Source organism: Phytomonospora endophytica (assembly GCF_014202425.1).
Lineage (GTDB): Bacteria > Actinomycetota > Actinomycetes > Mycobacteriales > Micromonosporaceae > Phytomonospora > Phytomonospora endophytica.
The window spans coordinates 125,897-139,961 of the sequence record NZ_JACHGT010000015.1 but is presented as its reverse complement, the minus strand read 5'-3'; the positions used below and the strand labels follow the sequence as shown (position 1 = coordinate 139,961).

Below are 14,065 nucleotides of genomic sequence, written 5' to 3'. Positions count from 1 at the left end.
CCGACGGCACCGCCTACGTCACCGACACCGCGGCGGGGATCGTCTACCGCGTCGACGTGGCGGGCCGCGCGAGCGTCCTGGTCCGCGACGAGCGGCTGACCTTCGCCGGGGGCTTCGGCGCCAACGGGATCGTGTACCGGGCGGGTGTCCTGATCGTCGGGAACTACTCCGCTGGAACGTTGTGGCGGATCCCGGTGGCGCGGCCACAGCTTCGCCAGGTCCGTCTCGACCGCGGCGGCCGTGCGCGGCACGGTCTGGGTCCTCAGCGGGAACATGGACGTGCTGCTGTCGGGCGCGGGCACCAGCGACGAGTTCACGATCCGGCGGTACTGAGCATGCGCGGGGCCCGGTCGTCGGGGCCCCGCGCCTACCCCAGCGTCCGCCGCCAGCGCTCGGCCGCCTGGAGCATGTCGTGGCGCAGCACCTGGAAGAAGCGGCTCGTCGTGTCCATTCGCGCGCCCGCCGCGCTGTCGGTCCCGAGGAGGGCGGCGCCTTCGCGGGTGTGTTCGGCCCAGGCGGTCATCGACTCCATGCTGGCCTTCCAGGCCCGGTACCAGACGTCGTCGCTCATCAGGTAGTGCTCGCGCCTGTCCCTGCGCTCCCGGCGGATGAGGCCGCGCCCTTCGAGCCAGCCGACGGCCTTGGAGATCGAGGCCGGGCTCACCTGGAGGCGCGCAACGAGCTCGGCGGCGGTGAAGTCGCCCGCTTCGCCGGTGAACATGAGCACCAGGACGCGCGCCATCATCGCCGGCACACCCGTCCGGATCATCGTCTCGGCGAAGCGCTCCTCGAAGGCGGCGACGTCCCGTGTGTCCGCTCCCCCGGCCGACGGCGGCGGTTCGGCGGGATGCGGGCCGGGTCTGCGGCGGGCGCGCCACGTCGTGGCCTGCTGCGCCCGCCCGGCCTGGTAGCGGTGCACGCCCCCGTTGCGGGCGACCTCGCGGCTGACCGTCGACCGGGGACGGCCCAGGTCACGCGCGATCTCGGCGAAACCGCGGCCCTCGGCCAAGGCCGCCGCGATGCTCCGGCGCTCCTCGAAACTCAACCGTGGTGCGTTCACTCCCAATGTCATCGCACCAACGATAGCGCTCTGACCAGGGCGATGACCGCGAACCTATGGCGCTCACGCGAAACGTCGGCCTAGCGTCGAGCACATGGCCACGACACTTCCGACCACGCGAAGAACCGACCGGCCCTTCGATCCCCCGGAAGGGCTGACCGACCGGCCGCCCTTCTCCCGCCTCACCTATCCCGACGGCCACGAGGGCTGGCTGGCGACGAGCCACGCGCTCGTCCGCGAAGCCCTCGCCGACCCGCGGCTGAGCGTCCGGCCCGAACTGCACCACATGCCGATCCCCGGCGCGTCGGCGAGCGACCGGCCCGCGCCGCCCGGGATGTTCTCGGCCATGGACCGGCCCGGGCACACGCGCTACCGCCATCTCCTCGCCGGACTGTTCACGGTCCGCCGGATGCGCCGGCTCAGCGAGCACGTCCAGCGGGTCACCGACCGGCACCTCGACGCCATGACCGGCCCCGAGGCCGAGCTCGTCGCGGCCTTCGCGCAGCCGATCCCCGCGCAGGTGATCTGCGAGCTGCTCGGCGTCACCGACGGCGACCGGGCCGCCTTCCAACGGGAAGCGCTCGCTCTCTTCCGCATCGGCACCACGCCGGAGGAACGCGCGGCGGCCTACGGCGCCCTGCACGGCTCGATCGCCGAGCTGGTGCGGTCGAAGCGGAACAACCCCGGCGACGACATGCTCGGCGACCTCAGCGGCGGCGACCTCACCGGCGAGGAACTCGTCAACGTCGGCTTCACCCTGCTCGGCGCGGGCCTCGACACGACCGCGAACATGATCGCGCTCGGCGCCTTCGCCCTGCTCGCCCATCCCGCGCAGCTCGCGCGGCTGCGCGCGGACCCGGGCATCGCCGCCCAGGCCGTCGAGGAGCTGCTGCGCTACCTCAGCGTCATCCCCTTCTCACCGTCCGCACGGCCCTCGAAGACCTCGAACTCGGCGGCCACCGCGTCCGGGCCGGTGAGACCGTCACCCTCTCGATCCCCGCCGCCAACCGGGATCCGGAGCGTTTCGCCGACCCCGGCGTCCTCGACCTGCTCCGCCCGGCCGGTGGCCACGTCGCCTTCGGGCACGGCATCCACCAGTGCCTCGGCCAGCAGCTCGCGCGCGTCGAGCTCCAGGTCGCGCTTCCCGCGCTGGTCACGCGTTTCCCGCGGCTCCGCCTCGCCATCGACGTCGAGGACGCCGCCCTCCGCACCGACATGCTCATCTACGGCGTGCACGAGCTGCCCGTCACCCTGGAGGTCTGACATGGACAAGGTCTGTCTCATCACCGGTGCCTCGTCCGGCATCGGCCTGGCGACTGCGCTGGAACTGCGCCGCCGGGGCCACGTCGTCTACGGCGCCGCGCGGCGGGTCGAGCGAATGGAGCCGCTCAAGGACGCCGGGGGCCACACGCTGCGCATGGACGCCTCCTCACCGGGAGACCTCGAACGCGTGGTGCGCGCCATCGTCGCCGAGCACGGCCGCGTCGACGTCCTGGTCAACAACGCCGGAACGGTCCTGCACGGAGCCGTCGAGGATGTCCCCCTCGACCTGGCGCGACGGGAGTTCGAGGTCAACCTCTTCGCACCCGCGCGCCTGACGCAGCTCGTGCTGCCGCACATGCGCGAGCGCCGGTCGGGCACGATCGTCAACGTCTCCTCGATCGGCGGCGAGATCGCGCTGCCCCTCGGCGCCTGGTACTACGCCTCGAAGCACGCGCTCGAAGCCTTCTCCGACACGCTGCGGATGGAGGTCGGGCACTTCGGGATCGACGTGGTGGTCGTGCAGCCGGGGATCATCAAGACCGAGTTCGAGGACCAGACGGCCGCGCAACTGCGCGAGCACTCCGGCGCCGGCGCCTACGGCGACATGGCCGAGAAGATGGCCTCGTACAGCGCCACGGGCCTCGCCGACGGCTCGGACCCCTCGGTCGTATCCGACGCGATCGCCGACGCGATCGAGGCCGGGAAACCGGAGACGCGCTACGCCGTCGGGCATCTCGCCGAACAGCTGCTGGAACTCAACCGCACCCTGCCCGACCGGGACTTCGACGCGATGGCGACCCGCGCCGTGCGGTAGTTAGAGTTCCACCGTGGACGAGATGATCAAGGCAGCCGTCGACGACGGACGGGCCCACGGGCTCGTCCTCGGCCGGCGGATCGGGGACCGCGTCGAGACGGCCGCGGCGGGTCTGCGCGGACCGGGCGGCGCCGCTCTCACGGCGGCGACTCCCTTCCCCGTCGCGTCGATCACCAAACCGGCGACCGCGACGCTCCTGCACGCGCTGGCCGCCCGAGGCGCGCTCGACCTCGACGCCCCCGTGCTGCACGGCGCGAGCCCGCGCTCGCTTCTGCGGCACACCGGTGGCGTCGGCCCGGGCTGGCGCGGCGACCTGGCCGCGCTCGGGCACGGCGACGACGCGCTCGCCCGCTACGCCGAACGCACCGACCTCATCGAGCCGCTCGGCGCGTCCTGGTCCTACGGCAACCCCGGCTACTGGCTCGCCGGTCACCACGCCGCCGTGGCGGCGGGCACGAGCTTCGAGGAGGCCCTGCGCGAGCACGTCCTCGCCCCGGCCGGCATGGAGGGCGCCGACTGCCGCCCGTGGGCCGACGACCCCACCGCCCTCGCCCACGACGACACCGATCCGCGCCGCTCGTCCTACCTGGCCATGCCCCGGGCCCGCGTCCCTTCCGGCGGGATGCGCGCGACGGTCGCCGACGTCCTCGCCTTCGCCGCCGCGACCTGGCCCGGCGGGGTCTTCGGCGAGCTGGGCGTGCTCGGCTCCGGCGCGGACACCGCCTACGCCGAGGCCTACGGCGGACGCCTGTGGGGGCCGGGCTGGGAGGCGTGGCGGGCGGCCGACGGGACGATCGTCGCCGGGCACAGCGGCGTCTACGGCGGGTTCCGGACGCGGCTGTGGTCGGTGCCCGCACGACGCACGGCCGTGGCGGTCCTCGCGGTCGGCAAGGGCAGCGAGAACACCGTTCTCGGCCTCGCGCTGCGGGCGGTCGAGGCGACGACGGGCTTGATCGAGCCGCCCCTGGAGTCCGGCCCGATGCGTGAACCGCTCAGCGGCTACGCCGGTGTCTACGCGCGCGACACCGCCCGCCACGAGGTCGAGGCCGACGGCGAGTCCCTGCGGGTGCGGACGGTCGACCCGGCGACGGGCGAATCCTCGGTCGTCACCGCGCGACCGCTGGCCGGGGACGCGTTCCTCACCGAGGGCACGCACGCACCCGGACGGCACGTCGAGTTCCTGCGCGGCGCCGACGGCACGATCACCCACATCCGGCCCGGGCTGGTCGCCGCGCGCCGGATCGGCTGAACACCGCCCCGGCGGCTCATCCAGCGGTGACCGACGCCGCCAGTCGCGCCTCAAGCCCGGCCTTGACCTCGGGCCATTCACCGGCGATCACCGAGAACATCGCCGAGTCGCGCATCAGGCCTTCCTCACCGGGCGCCCGTGAGGGCGACCAGCTGCGCAGCACGCCCTCGAAGCGCGCGCCGAGCTTCTCGATGGCGCGGCGGGAGCGGGCGTTGCGCGCGTCGGTCTTCAAGTCGACGCGGGTCACGCCGAGGACCTCGAAGGCGTGCGTGAACAGCAGCAGCTTCGCCTCGATGTTGAGGCCCGTACCCTGCGCCGACGACGCCAGCCACGTCCAGCCGATCTCGATGGCGCACAGCCCGCCGCCCGGCCGGTAGCGCGGGTCCCACAGGCCGGTGCAGCCCACCGCCCGCCCGTCGCCGGTGCGGACCTGCGCGAAAGGCGTGAGACCCGCGCGGCCGAGCTGGTCGGCGACATAGTCGCCGACCTCGGCGGGCTCCGGCACCACGGTGAACCCGAAGGAGGACCGGTCCCCGGCGACCGCTCGCGCCAGATCGGGTACGTGCGCCGAGGTCAGCGGTTCGAGGCGGACCAGTCCGCCATGCAGTACGGGGACGTCGAGCGGACCGGTCATGCGGGCTCCTCACACCGGCGGGCGTTGTCGCGATGATCATGCGCGGACGGTCCCGGCGGCGTCAAACCGACCGGAGCGGCTCGGCCTCGTGGGCCCGGTGCAGAAGCTCCACAAAGAACGGCGCGGCGGGAATGTCGACCGCGCCGATCCGGCGCACCGGCACGCCCGGCGTCCACGAGTTCATCACCACGGCGCCCGACAGGGAGTGCAGGTCGGCGGGCCGGATCTCCCGCGTCCGCTGGGGAATCCCGAGCTCGGCGAGGCGCCGCCCGACGATGCCCATCGTCGTCCCGGTCAGCACGGCCGCCTCGGGCCACACCACGGCCTCGCCGTCCCAGAACGCGAGATTCCAGATCGTCGCCTCGCTGAGGCGCCCTTCGCGGTCGACGAACGCCGCGTCGTCGAAACCCCCGGCCACCGCCTCGCGCAGGAAGTAGGTCTTGGCGACCTCCCCGACGTGCTTCACCTCCGGCAGGACCCGCTCGAACGCGACCGTCGACAGCGCCAGGGGCCCTTCCGGCCCCGACGAGGGCGGCCCGGTCCGCACCAGGACCGCGGGTTCGGCCGCGCCTCCGGCCGCGGTGAACTCACCCGAGCGGGAGTACATCGTCGCGGTCAGTGAGACGTCGGCCGGGCCCGCCTCGATGGCCGCGCGCAGGAACTCGCGGACGCGCTCGTCGGGCAGCGCCTTCCCGAAGAGCCGCACCGAGGCCGTGCGCAGGCGGTCCAGGTGCAGGTCGAGGCCGCGAACGCGCCCACCGCGGACCTGGGCGGCGGTGAAGTGGGCGTAACCGGCGAAGGCGAGGGGCGCGAGTTCGGTGGCGCTCGCCTCGCGGCCGTCGAGCTGTGCGGCGTAGATGGTCATCGTGGGTTCCCCATCCGACTCGGTATCGTGCTCGGAATGCCCGGGCACGAGGGCGACGTTAAGCCTTCACATCGGTGCGAAGGTCAAGTCCGGATGGGGCACGTCACATGCTGATCGGTGAGTTGTCGCGACGAACGGGTGTGAGCGCACGCCTGCTGCGCTACTACGGGGAACAGGGCCTCATCGACGCGCGGCGTGGCGCCAACGGCTACCGCGAGTACGGCGAGGACGCGGTCCTCACCGTCCGCCAGGTGCGGAAACTGCTCGACGCGGGCCTGTCGACCGAGGTCATCAGGGCGGTCCTGCCGTGCGCGAGGGGCGAGGCGCCCGCGTTCGACATGTGCGTGGACATCGAGGAGATCCTCGGCCGCGAACTGATGGTCACCGAGGTGCGGATCGACGAACTGGAGCGCAGCCGGGACGCGCTCGCCGGGTTCCTGGGGAAGTAGGGCCGGACCCTTCCGGTTCCGGCCCGGTTCGCGTCGGTGGTCAGCGGCGTGGCTTGACGGCCTGCCACCCGTGCAGGCGAATGAGCTCGGCGGCGACCTGCACGAAGCTCTCCGGGTCGAGGATCGAGCCCTCCCGGCGGATGTCGTCCTCATCGAGCGCGAACACGCGGTCGAGGCGCAGGTAGGAGGGCCGCGCGTCGTGGTCCCAGGCGCCGGAGCCGAGCGCGAGCCAATCGGGGTGGCCGTCGCGGCCCTTGCTGGACAGCATCATCGCCAGCAGGCGCCGCCGGTAGCGGCCGACGACCAGCATCGGCCGGTCCTTGCCCTGGGCGGGATCCTCCTCGAAGGGCACCCAGGCCCAGACCACCTCGCCCGGATCGGCGAGGCCGTCCAGGTCGGGTGAGTACTCGATGGTGGCCGCCCGCTCGTGGGTGAAGATCTCCCGGACCTTTTCGTCCGCGCCTGAGTCCTGCATGCCGAGACCCTAGCGAACCGTCGCCCGGATCACGCGGCGAGGCGAGGGGGTGGAAAGCGGTTCCACGGGGAGGGGGCGCCGACGTCCGGTCATCGCGTGCCGCCCTCGCGACGGTGCCTCACCGCGCCGAACGGCGGCGCGCGTTGTCTCCACAGTGGACATACGCGCGATGCGTCGAGGCTCACGTCCGCGAGACCTGTGGCGGGTGGCGGGCCGCACCTACGGTGAGGAACGAGGGCCGACATTCGGGGGTAGTCATGGTCAACGACGCCGCAACCGTGTCCGCACGCGACACCTTAGGCGGATTCCTGCGCCTGGCGCGCTTCAAGTTCCTGCTCTACAACGTGCTCCCGGTGGGGCTCGGCGCGTCCGTCGCCGTCCACCTGGGGGTGCCGCTCGATCTGCGCTGGTACCTCTTCGCGCAGGTCTTCGCCTGGGTCGTGCACGTGATGACCCACTACTGCAACGAGTACTTCGACCTGGAAGCCGACCGGGCCAACGTCTACTACACGCCGTGGACCGGCGGCAGCCGCGCGCTGGTCGACGGGCTCGTCAAACCCGAGACCTCCCTCGCGGCGGCGTTCGTGCTGTGGACGGCGGGGCTCGGGCTGGTCGTGGCGATGCCGACGTGGCAGTCGCGCGTCCTGGGCGCCGTGACGGTCACGCTCGCGTGGTTCTACACCGCTCCCCCGCTGCGCTTCAACTACCGCGGCCTCGGCGAACTGACCGTCGCGGCGATCCTCAATGGACTGTGGCCGGCGGTGGCGGTGCTGCTCCAGGCGGGGACGGTGCCGTGGCTCCTGGTGGCGATCCTGGCTCCGACGGCGGTGCTGCAGACCGTCCGGATGATGGTGATGAACCTCGGCGACCGGGTCTCCGACGCCTCGGTCGGCAAGCGCACGATCCCGGTGCTGATCGGGCACGACCGCGCCGTCGCGGTCATCACGGCGGGGCAGGTGCTGGCCTACGGAATGCTGACCGCCTTCGCCGTGCTCGGCTGGATCCCCTGGCTGGTCTGGATCGCGATGGCCGCCACCGCGCCGATGTCGGTGTGGCTGGTGCTGCGGCTGCGTCGCGGCGACATGCGCGAGGTCGTCGCCGAGAAGATGACGCCGGTGGTGTTCTGGGCATCCAATCACGTGTCGCTGATCGTCGGTGCCGCGCTGGCCGGGATGCTCGCCGACATCCTGGTCAACGACGGGACCGGCGGTGGCGTGCTCGTGCTGGTCGGCGTGGTCGCGGTGTACGCGGCCTTGTTCGGTCACCGGTTGTGGCTGGCGCGCGGCAGGATGCGGCGAAGTTTGGTGTGACACCAACGGGATCGGGCGGAACGGGTGGATCGGCACCACCTGGGTGTCGACAAGGGACGGTGGCGCGGACAACGATGAAGCGATGCCGCGTCATGAGCAGACCATCACCGCCGCCGGACCGCTCGCGGGTTTCGCCAGGGAGTTGCGCGAGTTCCGCCGTCGCGCCGGTTCGCCGACCTACCGCCACATGGGCGCGGCCGTCCGTTACTCGCACAGTGTCCTGTGCCGGGCGGCCTCCGGGCGCACGCTGCCCAGCTGGGAGGCGACCCGTGCGTACCTGCGCGCCTGCGGCGCCGACGCCGCGCAGCTCGCCGAGTGGCGCGAGCGGCACCGCGACACGAAGGCGGCCCTGCGCACGGTGGCCGAACCCGCCTCGGGCGACGACGGCGACCCGGCGCTGCGTCTGCTGCGGCAGGTGTCGCTGCTGGTGCGTTCCCGCAACCCCGGCCCGGACTCGGTGGGTTCGCCGCAGGACTTCGCCCGCGCGATGCGGCACCTGCGGCTGGCCGCCGATCTGAGCCTGCGCGAGCTGTCCCGCCGCGCGGCCGAGGAGGGCGGTCCGGTGTCCGTCGGCGCGCTGGCCGACCTGTGCGAACCGGGCCGCCGGACCTGGCCGGACGACGACACCGTCGCGGCCTTCCTGTCGGCGATCGGTGTGGCGGGCGAGCAGGCCGCGGCCTGGCTGGACCGGCTGGCGGCGTTGCGCGCGGAGCCGGTCGAGGAGCCACGTGAAGGCGGGTGGTGCGAGCGGGCGACGGCGGTCCTCGACGACGCCGAGCGGGTCGTCCGGGTGTTGTGGGAGCGGCCGCTGAGCCGCGCCGACCTCGCCGGGACCGAGGCGGTCGCGGCCGTCGCCGGGCTGGCGATCCTCGCCGACGACCCCGGCGCCGGACCGGACGGCGACGTCTTCGACCGGCTCTACCACCACCTGTCGGAGGCGCTTACCGCCACCGTCGCGGTGTCGGCGTCCGTCGGTGAGCGGCTCGCCGCCGCACACCGGCAGGGACGGGAGGCGCAGACGGCCGCCGTACTCCTGGAGGACGCGCGGGGAGTCGTCGATCGGCACGCGGCGGTGGAGGGGCGTGCGGAGGCGCGGGCGCGTCTCCATCGGATCGACCGGTTCTTCACCGGCATGTCCTAGCCGGCCGGGTGGGGGCTAGACCCGCACCGCCATGTGGATCGTCAGCTGAGCCGGACTCGCGCCGGGCTCGTCGTAGGCCGGCGAGGACCAGGCCGCCATGGTGTGGTGAAGGCGGTCGTCGAGCTCGGAGAGGTAGCAGATGATGTTGACCGGCCAGCCGGTGTTGCGGAAGAGGTAGGCGTCCATCGGCGTCGGGTGCTGGCTGATGCGCAGGCCGCGTTCGTGCGGGGGGCCTATGCGGTGCCAGTCGGGATGCAGGTGCACCGAGCCGAGGAGTTCCAGGCCCGCCGACTCGGCTTCCCGGGTGGCGGCGAGGAGGTCGGTGGAGTCGCACCAGTAGCCGCGGCGGGTGTTGGCGTAGGCCGCGCCGAAGCACGGCACGATGTTCTCGGCGAACTCGTCGAGCGCCACCGGGGAGTCGTCGCGGACGTTGCGGGCGAAGCGCACACGGTGCACGTGGGCGACGCCGTCCTCCACCGAGCCCAGCAGGAGCGCCCAGCAGCGTGGGGGCTCCTGCGGTGTACAGGCGGCGTACTCGCCGGTCGCCGCCTCGATGAAGGCATCCAGCAACGCGGGGTCGGCAAACGCGACACTGCCTACAGTAGACACCGGGCCACGATAGCGAAGTGCGCGCCGGGTCTCGCCGGAACGGATCTACAAAGCTCTATGTGAATCCCGGTGCGTGGTGTCGCTCACTCGTCGCAGCCCTCGTCGCCGACCTTCGCGCGGACACGTTCGGCGATCGCCGCCAGCACGTCGAGTTCCTCGGGGGTGAGCAGGTCGATGAAGTAGTTGCGGACGGCGACCAGATGCAGCGGCGCGGCGTCCTCGATGGCGCGGCGGCCCTCGGGGGTGAGCTCCACCATGGTTCCGCGCGCGTCGGTCTCGCACTCGGTGCGCAGGAGGAGGCCGCGCTGTTCCATCCGCCGGACCTGGTGGGCGAGGCGGCTGCGGTCCCAGCGGACCTCGTTGCGCAGCTCACGGGCGCGCAGACGCTGGCCCTCGGTCTCGGAGAGGACGACGAGGAGCTGATAGTCGGCGGCGGACAGGCCGGAGTCGCGGGAGAGGCGGCGTTCGAGGGTGCTGTCCAGGTCGCGGCGCAGGGCTTGGTACCCGCGCCACGCACGTGACTCCTTCTCGTCGAGCCATCGGGGGGAATCGTTCATGCCTCGATCCTAGCGCGTTGTTGACACGTCAGCCTTCATCCGCTATATTTGCTGATACATCAACAACACACCTGAACGTCACGAGGAGTTCACACCATGAGCAGCACCGTTCTCGACCCGAAGCTGACCGGCACCTACGCCCTCGACGCCTCGCACAGCCGCCTCGGCTTCAGCGCGCGCCACGCGATGGTGACGAAGGTCCGCGGCCAGTTCAAGGAGTACGAGGGCAGCGGGTTCCTCGACTTCGACGACCCGGCGAAGTCCACCGCGAGCGTCACCGTCCAGGTCGCCAGCGTCGACACCGGCAACGAGCAGCGCGACGGGCACCTGAGCACCAACGACTTCTTCGACGCGCCGACCTACCCGACCATCACCTTCACGTCGACGGGCGCCGCGAAGGTCGACGACGAGAACTTCACGCTGACCGGCGACCTGACCATCAAGGACGTCACCAAGTCGGTCACCATCGACTTCGAGTTCACCGGCACCTCGGTCGACCCGTTCAACAACACCCGCGTGGGCTTCGAGGGCAAGACCGTGGTCAACCGCAAGGACTGGGGCATCAACTTCAACGCGGCCCTGGAGACCGGCGGCGTCCTCGTCTCCGACAAGGTCACGCTGGAGTTCGACATCTCCGCGATCCGTCAGGACTCCTAGTCCGGCGATGAACGGGGCAGGCCCCCGCCGGCTTCGGCCGGCGGGGGCCTAAACGTGTCCGGTCACCGCAGCATGCCGGCGTAGTGAAGTCGGCAGTCACAGAACCAGTCAGCGCAACTGATTACAACAGGGCATATGAACAGATCAGGCAGATGTGCTGAGCAGCTCTAAGCCTCTGCGTTTTCTCTACGCCGGAAGCTATTGACATCAAGGTCAAAATTAAGCGATCGTACTAGTAACAAGTCAAATAGGCGCTTTAAACCGTAGCCTTGCTCCTTACGTGGACCAGATAGTCGCCAATCGGTCCAGAGGAGGAGCTATCCATGTCTCTCAGCGTTGACTCGTCGCGCCTCTCCCTCGTGCGCGAGGAGTCCACATACTTGGCAATCCGGACAAGCCAGGGTGGCCGCACTGTCTACACGACACGCATCCCGCTCGCCGACCTCTCGGTGATTCTCACCATCCCTGATCCCGCGAAACCCGACCCGGATAACCGCAAGGTCGACATGAACCACGCAAAGGGCTTCGGCCAGTACCTCGCCGACAACCCGAACTGGGTAGCCCCGGCCCTTCTCATCCGGGACACGGGCGGCTGCCGGTTCGAGGCGATCAGCGAGGACGGTTCGGTCGGCTACCTCACGGTTCCCTGGTCGATCGGCGGTATCGGCCGCCTGATCACAATCGACGGCCAACATCGCATCCTCGGCGTGCACCTCGAGAAGAAGCGGATCACGGACGAGGTATCCCGCCTCGATCGCGAGATACTCCGCGCGAACGAGACCAAGAAGGTCAAGCTCCAACAGGATCGCGAGGCACTGATCGGCCGCATGCGGCGGCTCAAGCAAGAGTTCGTCGGCATCGACATTTATGTCGAGCCCGACGGCGTCAGCGGCCAACAGATGTTCGTCGATGTGGCGGACAACGCCAAAGGAATTTCTGGAGCCGTGCGAGCGCGCTTCGATACTTCGCGAATCGCGAACCGAACCCTCAGCGATATCGTGCTTCACCCTCTGTTCCTGGGGAAGATCGACATCGAACGCGATCGGATGACGCTGGCCAACCGGAACCTGATGGGGGCGAAACACGTAGCCGACATCACGCGAGCCGTGATCGCAGGCCCCGGCGGTCGCGTGAGCAAGAAAGTCGAGTCGCTCACTGACAACGAGGTGATCGAAAGCGTCCGCGGGTTCTTGGACGTCATCTCACTCGCCTTTACGTCTCTCGCCGAAATTACCGAAGAAGACGTGGACCAATATGATCCAGCGCTAGCCGAAAAGAGGAAGAACGAGCCCCCCGCGCAGCCCACCAAGGCCATGAGGCTGCGCGAGTCCTCGCTACTAGGTTCCGTCGGCATGCTGCGCGTCCTTGGAGGGGTCTACCGCGATCTGAAGGCTGAAGGAACCGAAGACGGTGACATTCAGGAATTCTTCAGGCGCCTCGACCGCCACATGTCAGCCCCCGTGACAGAGGACAGCATCTGGCGCACCACAGAAGCGAACGAGGACTTTGAGCCGAACGCCTCCGCGCCGATCATGCGTCAGCAGAACGTGGTCCACCTCACCAAGGTGGTCACCGAATGGTTCAAGAGGCCACCAGCCGGGGTTTGACCTGCGGAGCCCCAAACCGTGAGAGGACGGCGCGCCGACAGGTTGCTTCCCTGTCGGCGTGCAGTTCCCGCAGGTCCCCAGAAACCTCCCATGTGCCTCCCTGCGGCAAGGGGCGCCGCAGGGCTTCACGCGACGTGCGGGTCAGCGGAGCATGCCGGCGTAGCGGCGCGCGAACATCTCCGTCTGGATCTCCCGGCCCGTCCGCAACGCCGCCTCGACGGTGTAGAAGATCGTCACGGGCAGCAGCGCCGAGAACATCACCCCGGTGTCCGAGATCACGCCCGCACCGAGCGGCAGCAGCGCCGTCGAGGTCCACAGCACCGCTCCGGCCAGCGCGAGCCGCACCAGGACGTGGCCCAGGTACTCGCCGGTCGGCCGACCGGGCCGGATTCCGGGCACGAACCCACCGGTCCGCCGCAGCCGGTCCACCTGCCGCGTGAGGTCGTGCGCGCTCATCGTCGACGCGAAGGTGATGATCGCGAGGAGCAGCGCGAAAGCGACCGCGTACCAGGGATCGCGGACGCTCCACGCGGCCAGGCCGTCGAAGCCCGCGATGTCGCCGGCGAGTGGCGGCACGAGCAGTACCACCGTGGCGACGAGCAGCGACTTGTCGCCTCGAACGACCAGGTGAAGCGGCAGATAGGTCGGCGTGACACCGGGCCGGCGCCCGACCATGCGCTTCTCGTACCCGATCGGGACCCGGCGCTGAGCCTGCGACACCCACACGCGCCCGACGACGGCGGCCAGGACGGCCGCCGTCAGCACCGCGAGCACGACCGGTCCACGCCGGGCGAGGACGGCGGCGAACTCCTCGGCGATCCCGGCCAGGAGTGACATGAGGGCCAGCGACACGCTCGCCGGTCCGTACCCGTGGCGGTGGACGCCTTCGGCGATCAACATCACGACGGCCGTCGCGACCGCCAGGCAGCCGACGATGAGGAGCCGCGATCCCCAGCCGGTCGCGACGAAGGCACCGTCCCCGAAGTACCCGGCCTCGCCCGCCGCGACCATGGCGGCACCGAGCGCCGCGCCGATCGCGACGGCCAGGACCCGGCGGTAGAACAGCAGCCGCCGCATCCCCGCCTTCCCCTCCGCGGCCAGCGCCGTGAGCCGGGGCGAGGCGCCGACGACCACCGTCATGGCGCTGATCGCGAAGAAGAACGGGTAGATGCCCAGCGCGAAGACCGACAGCCGCCCGACGGCACCGCCGGAGACGAGTTCCAGGAGCGCGCGGGCGGGACCCGGGTCGTCGGTGACGGCGTCCGCGTCGGTATAGGGCAGCGGGATGTACTGGCCGAGCCGGAAGACGGCGATCAGGAACAGGGTGACGAGTACACGGCGGACGATGCGCGAGGGGACGGCTGGCATGGCGGCT

Annotated in this window: 15 protein-coding genes; 8 read left to right on the top strand and 7 right to left on the bottom strand. The window is 70.8% G+C overall.

Annotation, left to right across the window (positions count from 1 at the left end; translation table 11 throughout):
- Positions 1-367 precede the first annotated feature (367 nt).
- A complete protein-coding gene (locus tag HNR73_RS29655; protein ID WP_221331193.1) occupies positions 368-1,072 on the bottom strand; it encodes a GbsR/MarR family transcriptional regulator in 705 nt (234 codons plus the stop codon).
- A gap of 195 nt (positions 1,073-1,267) precedes the next feature.
- Between HNR73_RS29655 and HNR73_RS40975 the strand changes: the two genes are divergently transcribed.
- From HNR73_RS40975 to HNR73_RS29640, 3 genes are read left to right on the top strand one after another with little or no spacing between them, the layout of a single operon-like run.
- Positions 1,268-2,323 (top strand): cytochrome P450, encoded by a 1,056-nt coding sequence (locus HNR73_RS40975; RefSeq protein WP_311677835.1) that lies wholly within the window; start codon positions 1,268-1,270, stop codon positions 2,321-2,323.
- Position 2,324: 1 nt separating this feature from the next.
- A complete protein-coding gene (locus HNR73_RS40970; protein WP_184790967.1) occupies positions 2,325-3,137 on the top strand; it encodes an oxidoreductase in 813 nt (270 codons plus the stop codon).
- Positions 3,138-3,159: 22 nt separating this feature from the next.
- Positions 3,160-4,386, top strand: coding sequence for a serine hydrolase domain-containing protein (locus HNR73_RS29640; RefSeq protein WP_239122158.1), 1,227 nt, complete (start codon positions 3,160-3,162; stop codon positions 4,384-4,386).
- Between the two features lie 16 nt (positions 4,387-4,402).
- On the opposite strand, the gene HNR73_RS29635 is transcribed toward HNR73_RS29640, so the two are convergent.
- Together HNR73_RS29635 and HNR73_RS29630 are read right to left on the bottom strand one after the other, a co-directional pair.
- Positions 4,403-5,020 (bottom strand): GNAT family N-acetyltransferase, encoded by a 618-nt coding sequence (locus HNR73_RS29635; protein ID WP_184790965.1) that lies wholly within the window; start codon positions 5,018-5,020, stop codon positions 4,403-4,405.
- Positions 5,021-5,081: 61 nt separating this feature from the next.
- A complete protein-coding gene (locus tag HNR73_RS29630) occupies positions 5,082-5,885 on the bottom strand; it encodes an aminotransferase class IV family protein (RefSeq protein WP_184790964.1) in 804 nt (267 codons plus the stop codon).
- A gap of 140 nt (positions 5,886-6,025) precedes the next feature.
- On the opposite strand from HNR73_RS29630, the gene HNR73_RS29625 reads away from it, so the two are divergent.
- Positions 6,026-6,334, top strand: coding sequence for a MerR family transcriptional regulator (locus tag HNR73_RS29625; protein ID WP_239122156.1), 309 nt, complete (start codon positions 6,026-6,028; stop codon positions 6,332-6,334).
- Between the two features lie 40 nt (positions 6,335-6,374).
- Here the strand turns inward: HNR73_RS29625 and HNR73_RS29620 are convergent, their stop codons facing one another.
- On the bottom strand, positions 6,375-6,809 hold the full coding sequence (locus HNR73_RS29620; RefSeq protein ID WP_184790962.1) for a type II toxin-antitoxin system PemK/MazF family toxin: 435 nt from the start codon (positions 6,807-6,809) through the stop codon (positions 6,375-6,377).
- Positions 6,810-7,087: 278 nt separating this feature from the next.
- Between HNR73_RS29620 and HNR73_RS29615 the strand changes: the two genes are divergently transcribed.
- Entirely contained in the window at positions 7,088-8,119 is a 1,032-nt protein-coding gene (locus tag HNR73_RS29615) for a prenyltransferase (RefSeq protein ID WP_184790961.1), read from the top strand.
- A gap of 82 nt (positions 8,120-8,201) precedes the next feature.
- Entirely contained in the window at positions 8,202-9,260 is a 1,059-nt protein-coding gene (locus HNR73_RS29610) for a helix-turn-helix domain-containing protein (protein ID WP_184790960.1), read from the top strand.
- A gap of 15 nt (positions 9,261-9,275) precedes the next feature.
- On the opposite strand, the gene HNR73_RS29605 is transcribed toward HNR73_RS29610, so the two are convergent.
- Both HNR73_RS29605 and HNR73_RS29600 read right to left on the bottom strand, forming a co-directional pair.
- On the bottom strand, positions 9,276-9,869 hold the full coding sequence (locus HNR73_RS29605; RefSeq protein WP_184790959.1) for an MPN domain-containing protein: 594 nt from the start codon (positions 9,867-9,869) through the stop codon (positions 9,276-9,278).
- 83 nt (positions 9,870-9,952) lie between these two features.
- Positions 9,953-10,426, bottom strand: coding sequence for a MarR family winged helix-turn-helix transcriptional regulator (locus HNR73_RS29600; RefSeq protein ID WP_184790958.1), 474 nt, complete (start codon positions 10,424-10,426; stop codon positions 9,953-9,955).
- 96 nt (positions 10,427-10,522) lie between these two features.
- Here HNR73_RS29600 and HNR73_RS29595 point away from each other — a divergent pair, with 96 nt between their 5' ends.
- Complete coding sequence (locus tag HNR73_RS29595; RefSeq protein ID WP_184790957.1) at positions 10,523-11,083, top strand: YceI family protein; 561 nt, start codon at positions 10,523-10,525, stop codon at positions 11,081-11,083.
- Positions 11,084-11,406: 323 nt separating this feature from the next.
- Positions 11,407-12,690 carry a DNA sulfur modification protein DndB gene (locus HNR73_RS29590; RefSeq protein ID WP_184790956.1) on the top strand — a complete coding sequence of 428 codons (1,284 nt, stop codon included), beginning with the start codon at positions 11,407-11,409 and terminating at the stop codon, positions 12,688-12,690.
- A 141-nt stretch (positions 12,691-12,831) separates the two neighbouring features.
- On the opposite strand, the gene HNR73_RS29585 is transcribed toward HNR73_RS29590, so the two are convergent.
- Complete coding sequence (locus HNR73_RS29585; protein WP_184790955.1) at positions 12,832-14,058, bottom strand: preprotein translocase subunit SecY; 1,227 nt, start codon at positions 14,056-14,058, stop codon at positions 12,832-12,834.
- Between the last annotated feature and the right edge of the window lie 7 nt (positions 14,059-14,065).

Coding starts and splice junctions, on each gene's coding strand:
- HNR73_RS29655 (WP_221331193.1), bottom strand. CDS start 1,072: ATGACATTGGGAGTGAACGCACCACGGTTGAGTTTCGAGGAGCGCCGG.
- HNR73_RS40970 (WP_184790967.1), top strand. CDS start 2,325: ATGGACAAGGTCTGTCTCATCACCGGTGCCTCGTCCGGCATCGGCCTG.
- HNR73_RS29640 (WP_239122158.1), top strand. CDS start 3,160: ATGATCAAGGCAGCCGTCGACGACGGACGGGCCCACGGGCTCGTCCTC.
- HNR73_RS29635 (WP_184790965.1), bottom strand. CDS start 5,020: ATGACCGGTCCGCTCGACGTCCCCGTACTGCATGGCGGACTGGTCCGC.
- HNR73_RS29630 (WP_184790964.1), bottom strand. CDS start 5,885: ATGACCATCTACGCCGCACAGCTCGACGGCCGCGAGGCGAGCGCCACC.
- HNR73_RS29620 (WP_184790962.1), bottom strand. CDS start 6,809: ATGCAGGACTCAGGCGCGGACGAAAAGGTCCGGGAGATCTTCACCCAC.
- HNR73_RS29610 (WP_184790960.1), top strand. CDS start 8,202: ATGCCGCGTCATGAGCAGACCATCACCGCCGCCGGACCGCTCGCGGGT.
- HNR73_RS29600 (WP_184790958.1), bottom strand. CDS start 10,426: ATGAACGATTCCCCCCGATGGCTCGACGAGAAGGAGTCACGTGCGTGG.
- HNR73_RS29595 (WP_184790957.1), top strand. CDS start 10,523: ATGAGCAGCACCGTTCTCGACCCGAAGCTGACCGGCACCTACGCCCTC.
- HNR73_RS29590 (WP_184790956.1), top strand. CDS start 11,407: ATGTCTCTCAGCGTTGACTCGTCGCGCCTCTCCCTCGTGCGCGAGGAG.
- HNR73_RS29585 (WP_184790955.1), bottom strand. CDS start 14,058: ATGCCAGCCGTCCCCTCGCGCATCGTCCGCCGTGTACTCGTCACCCTG.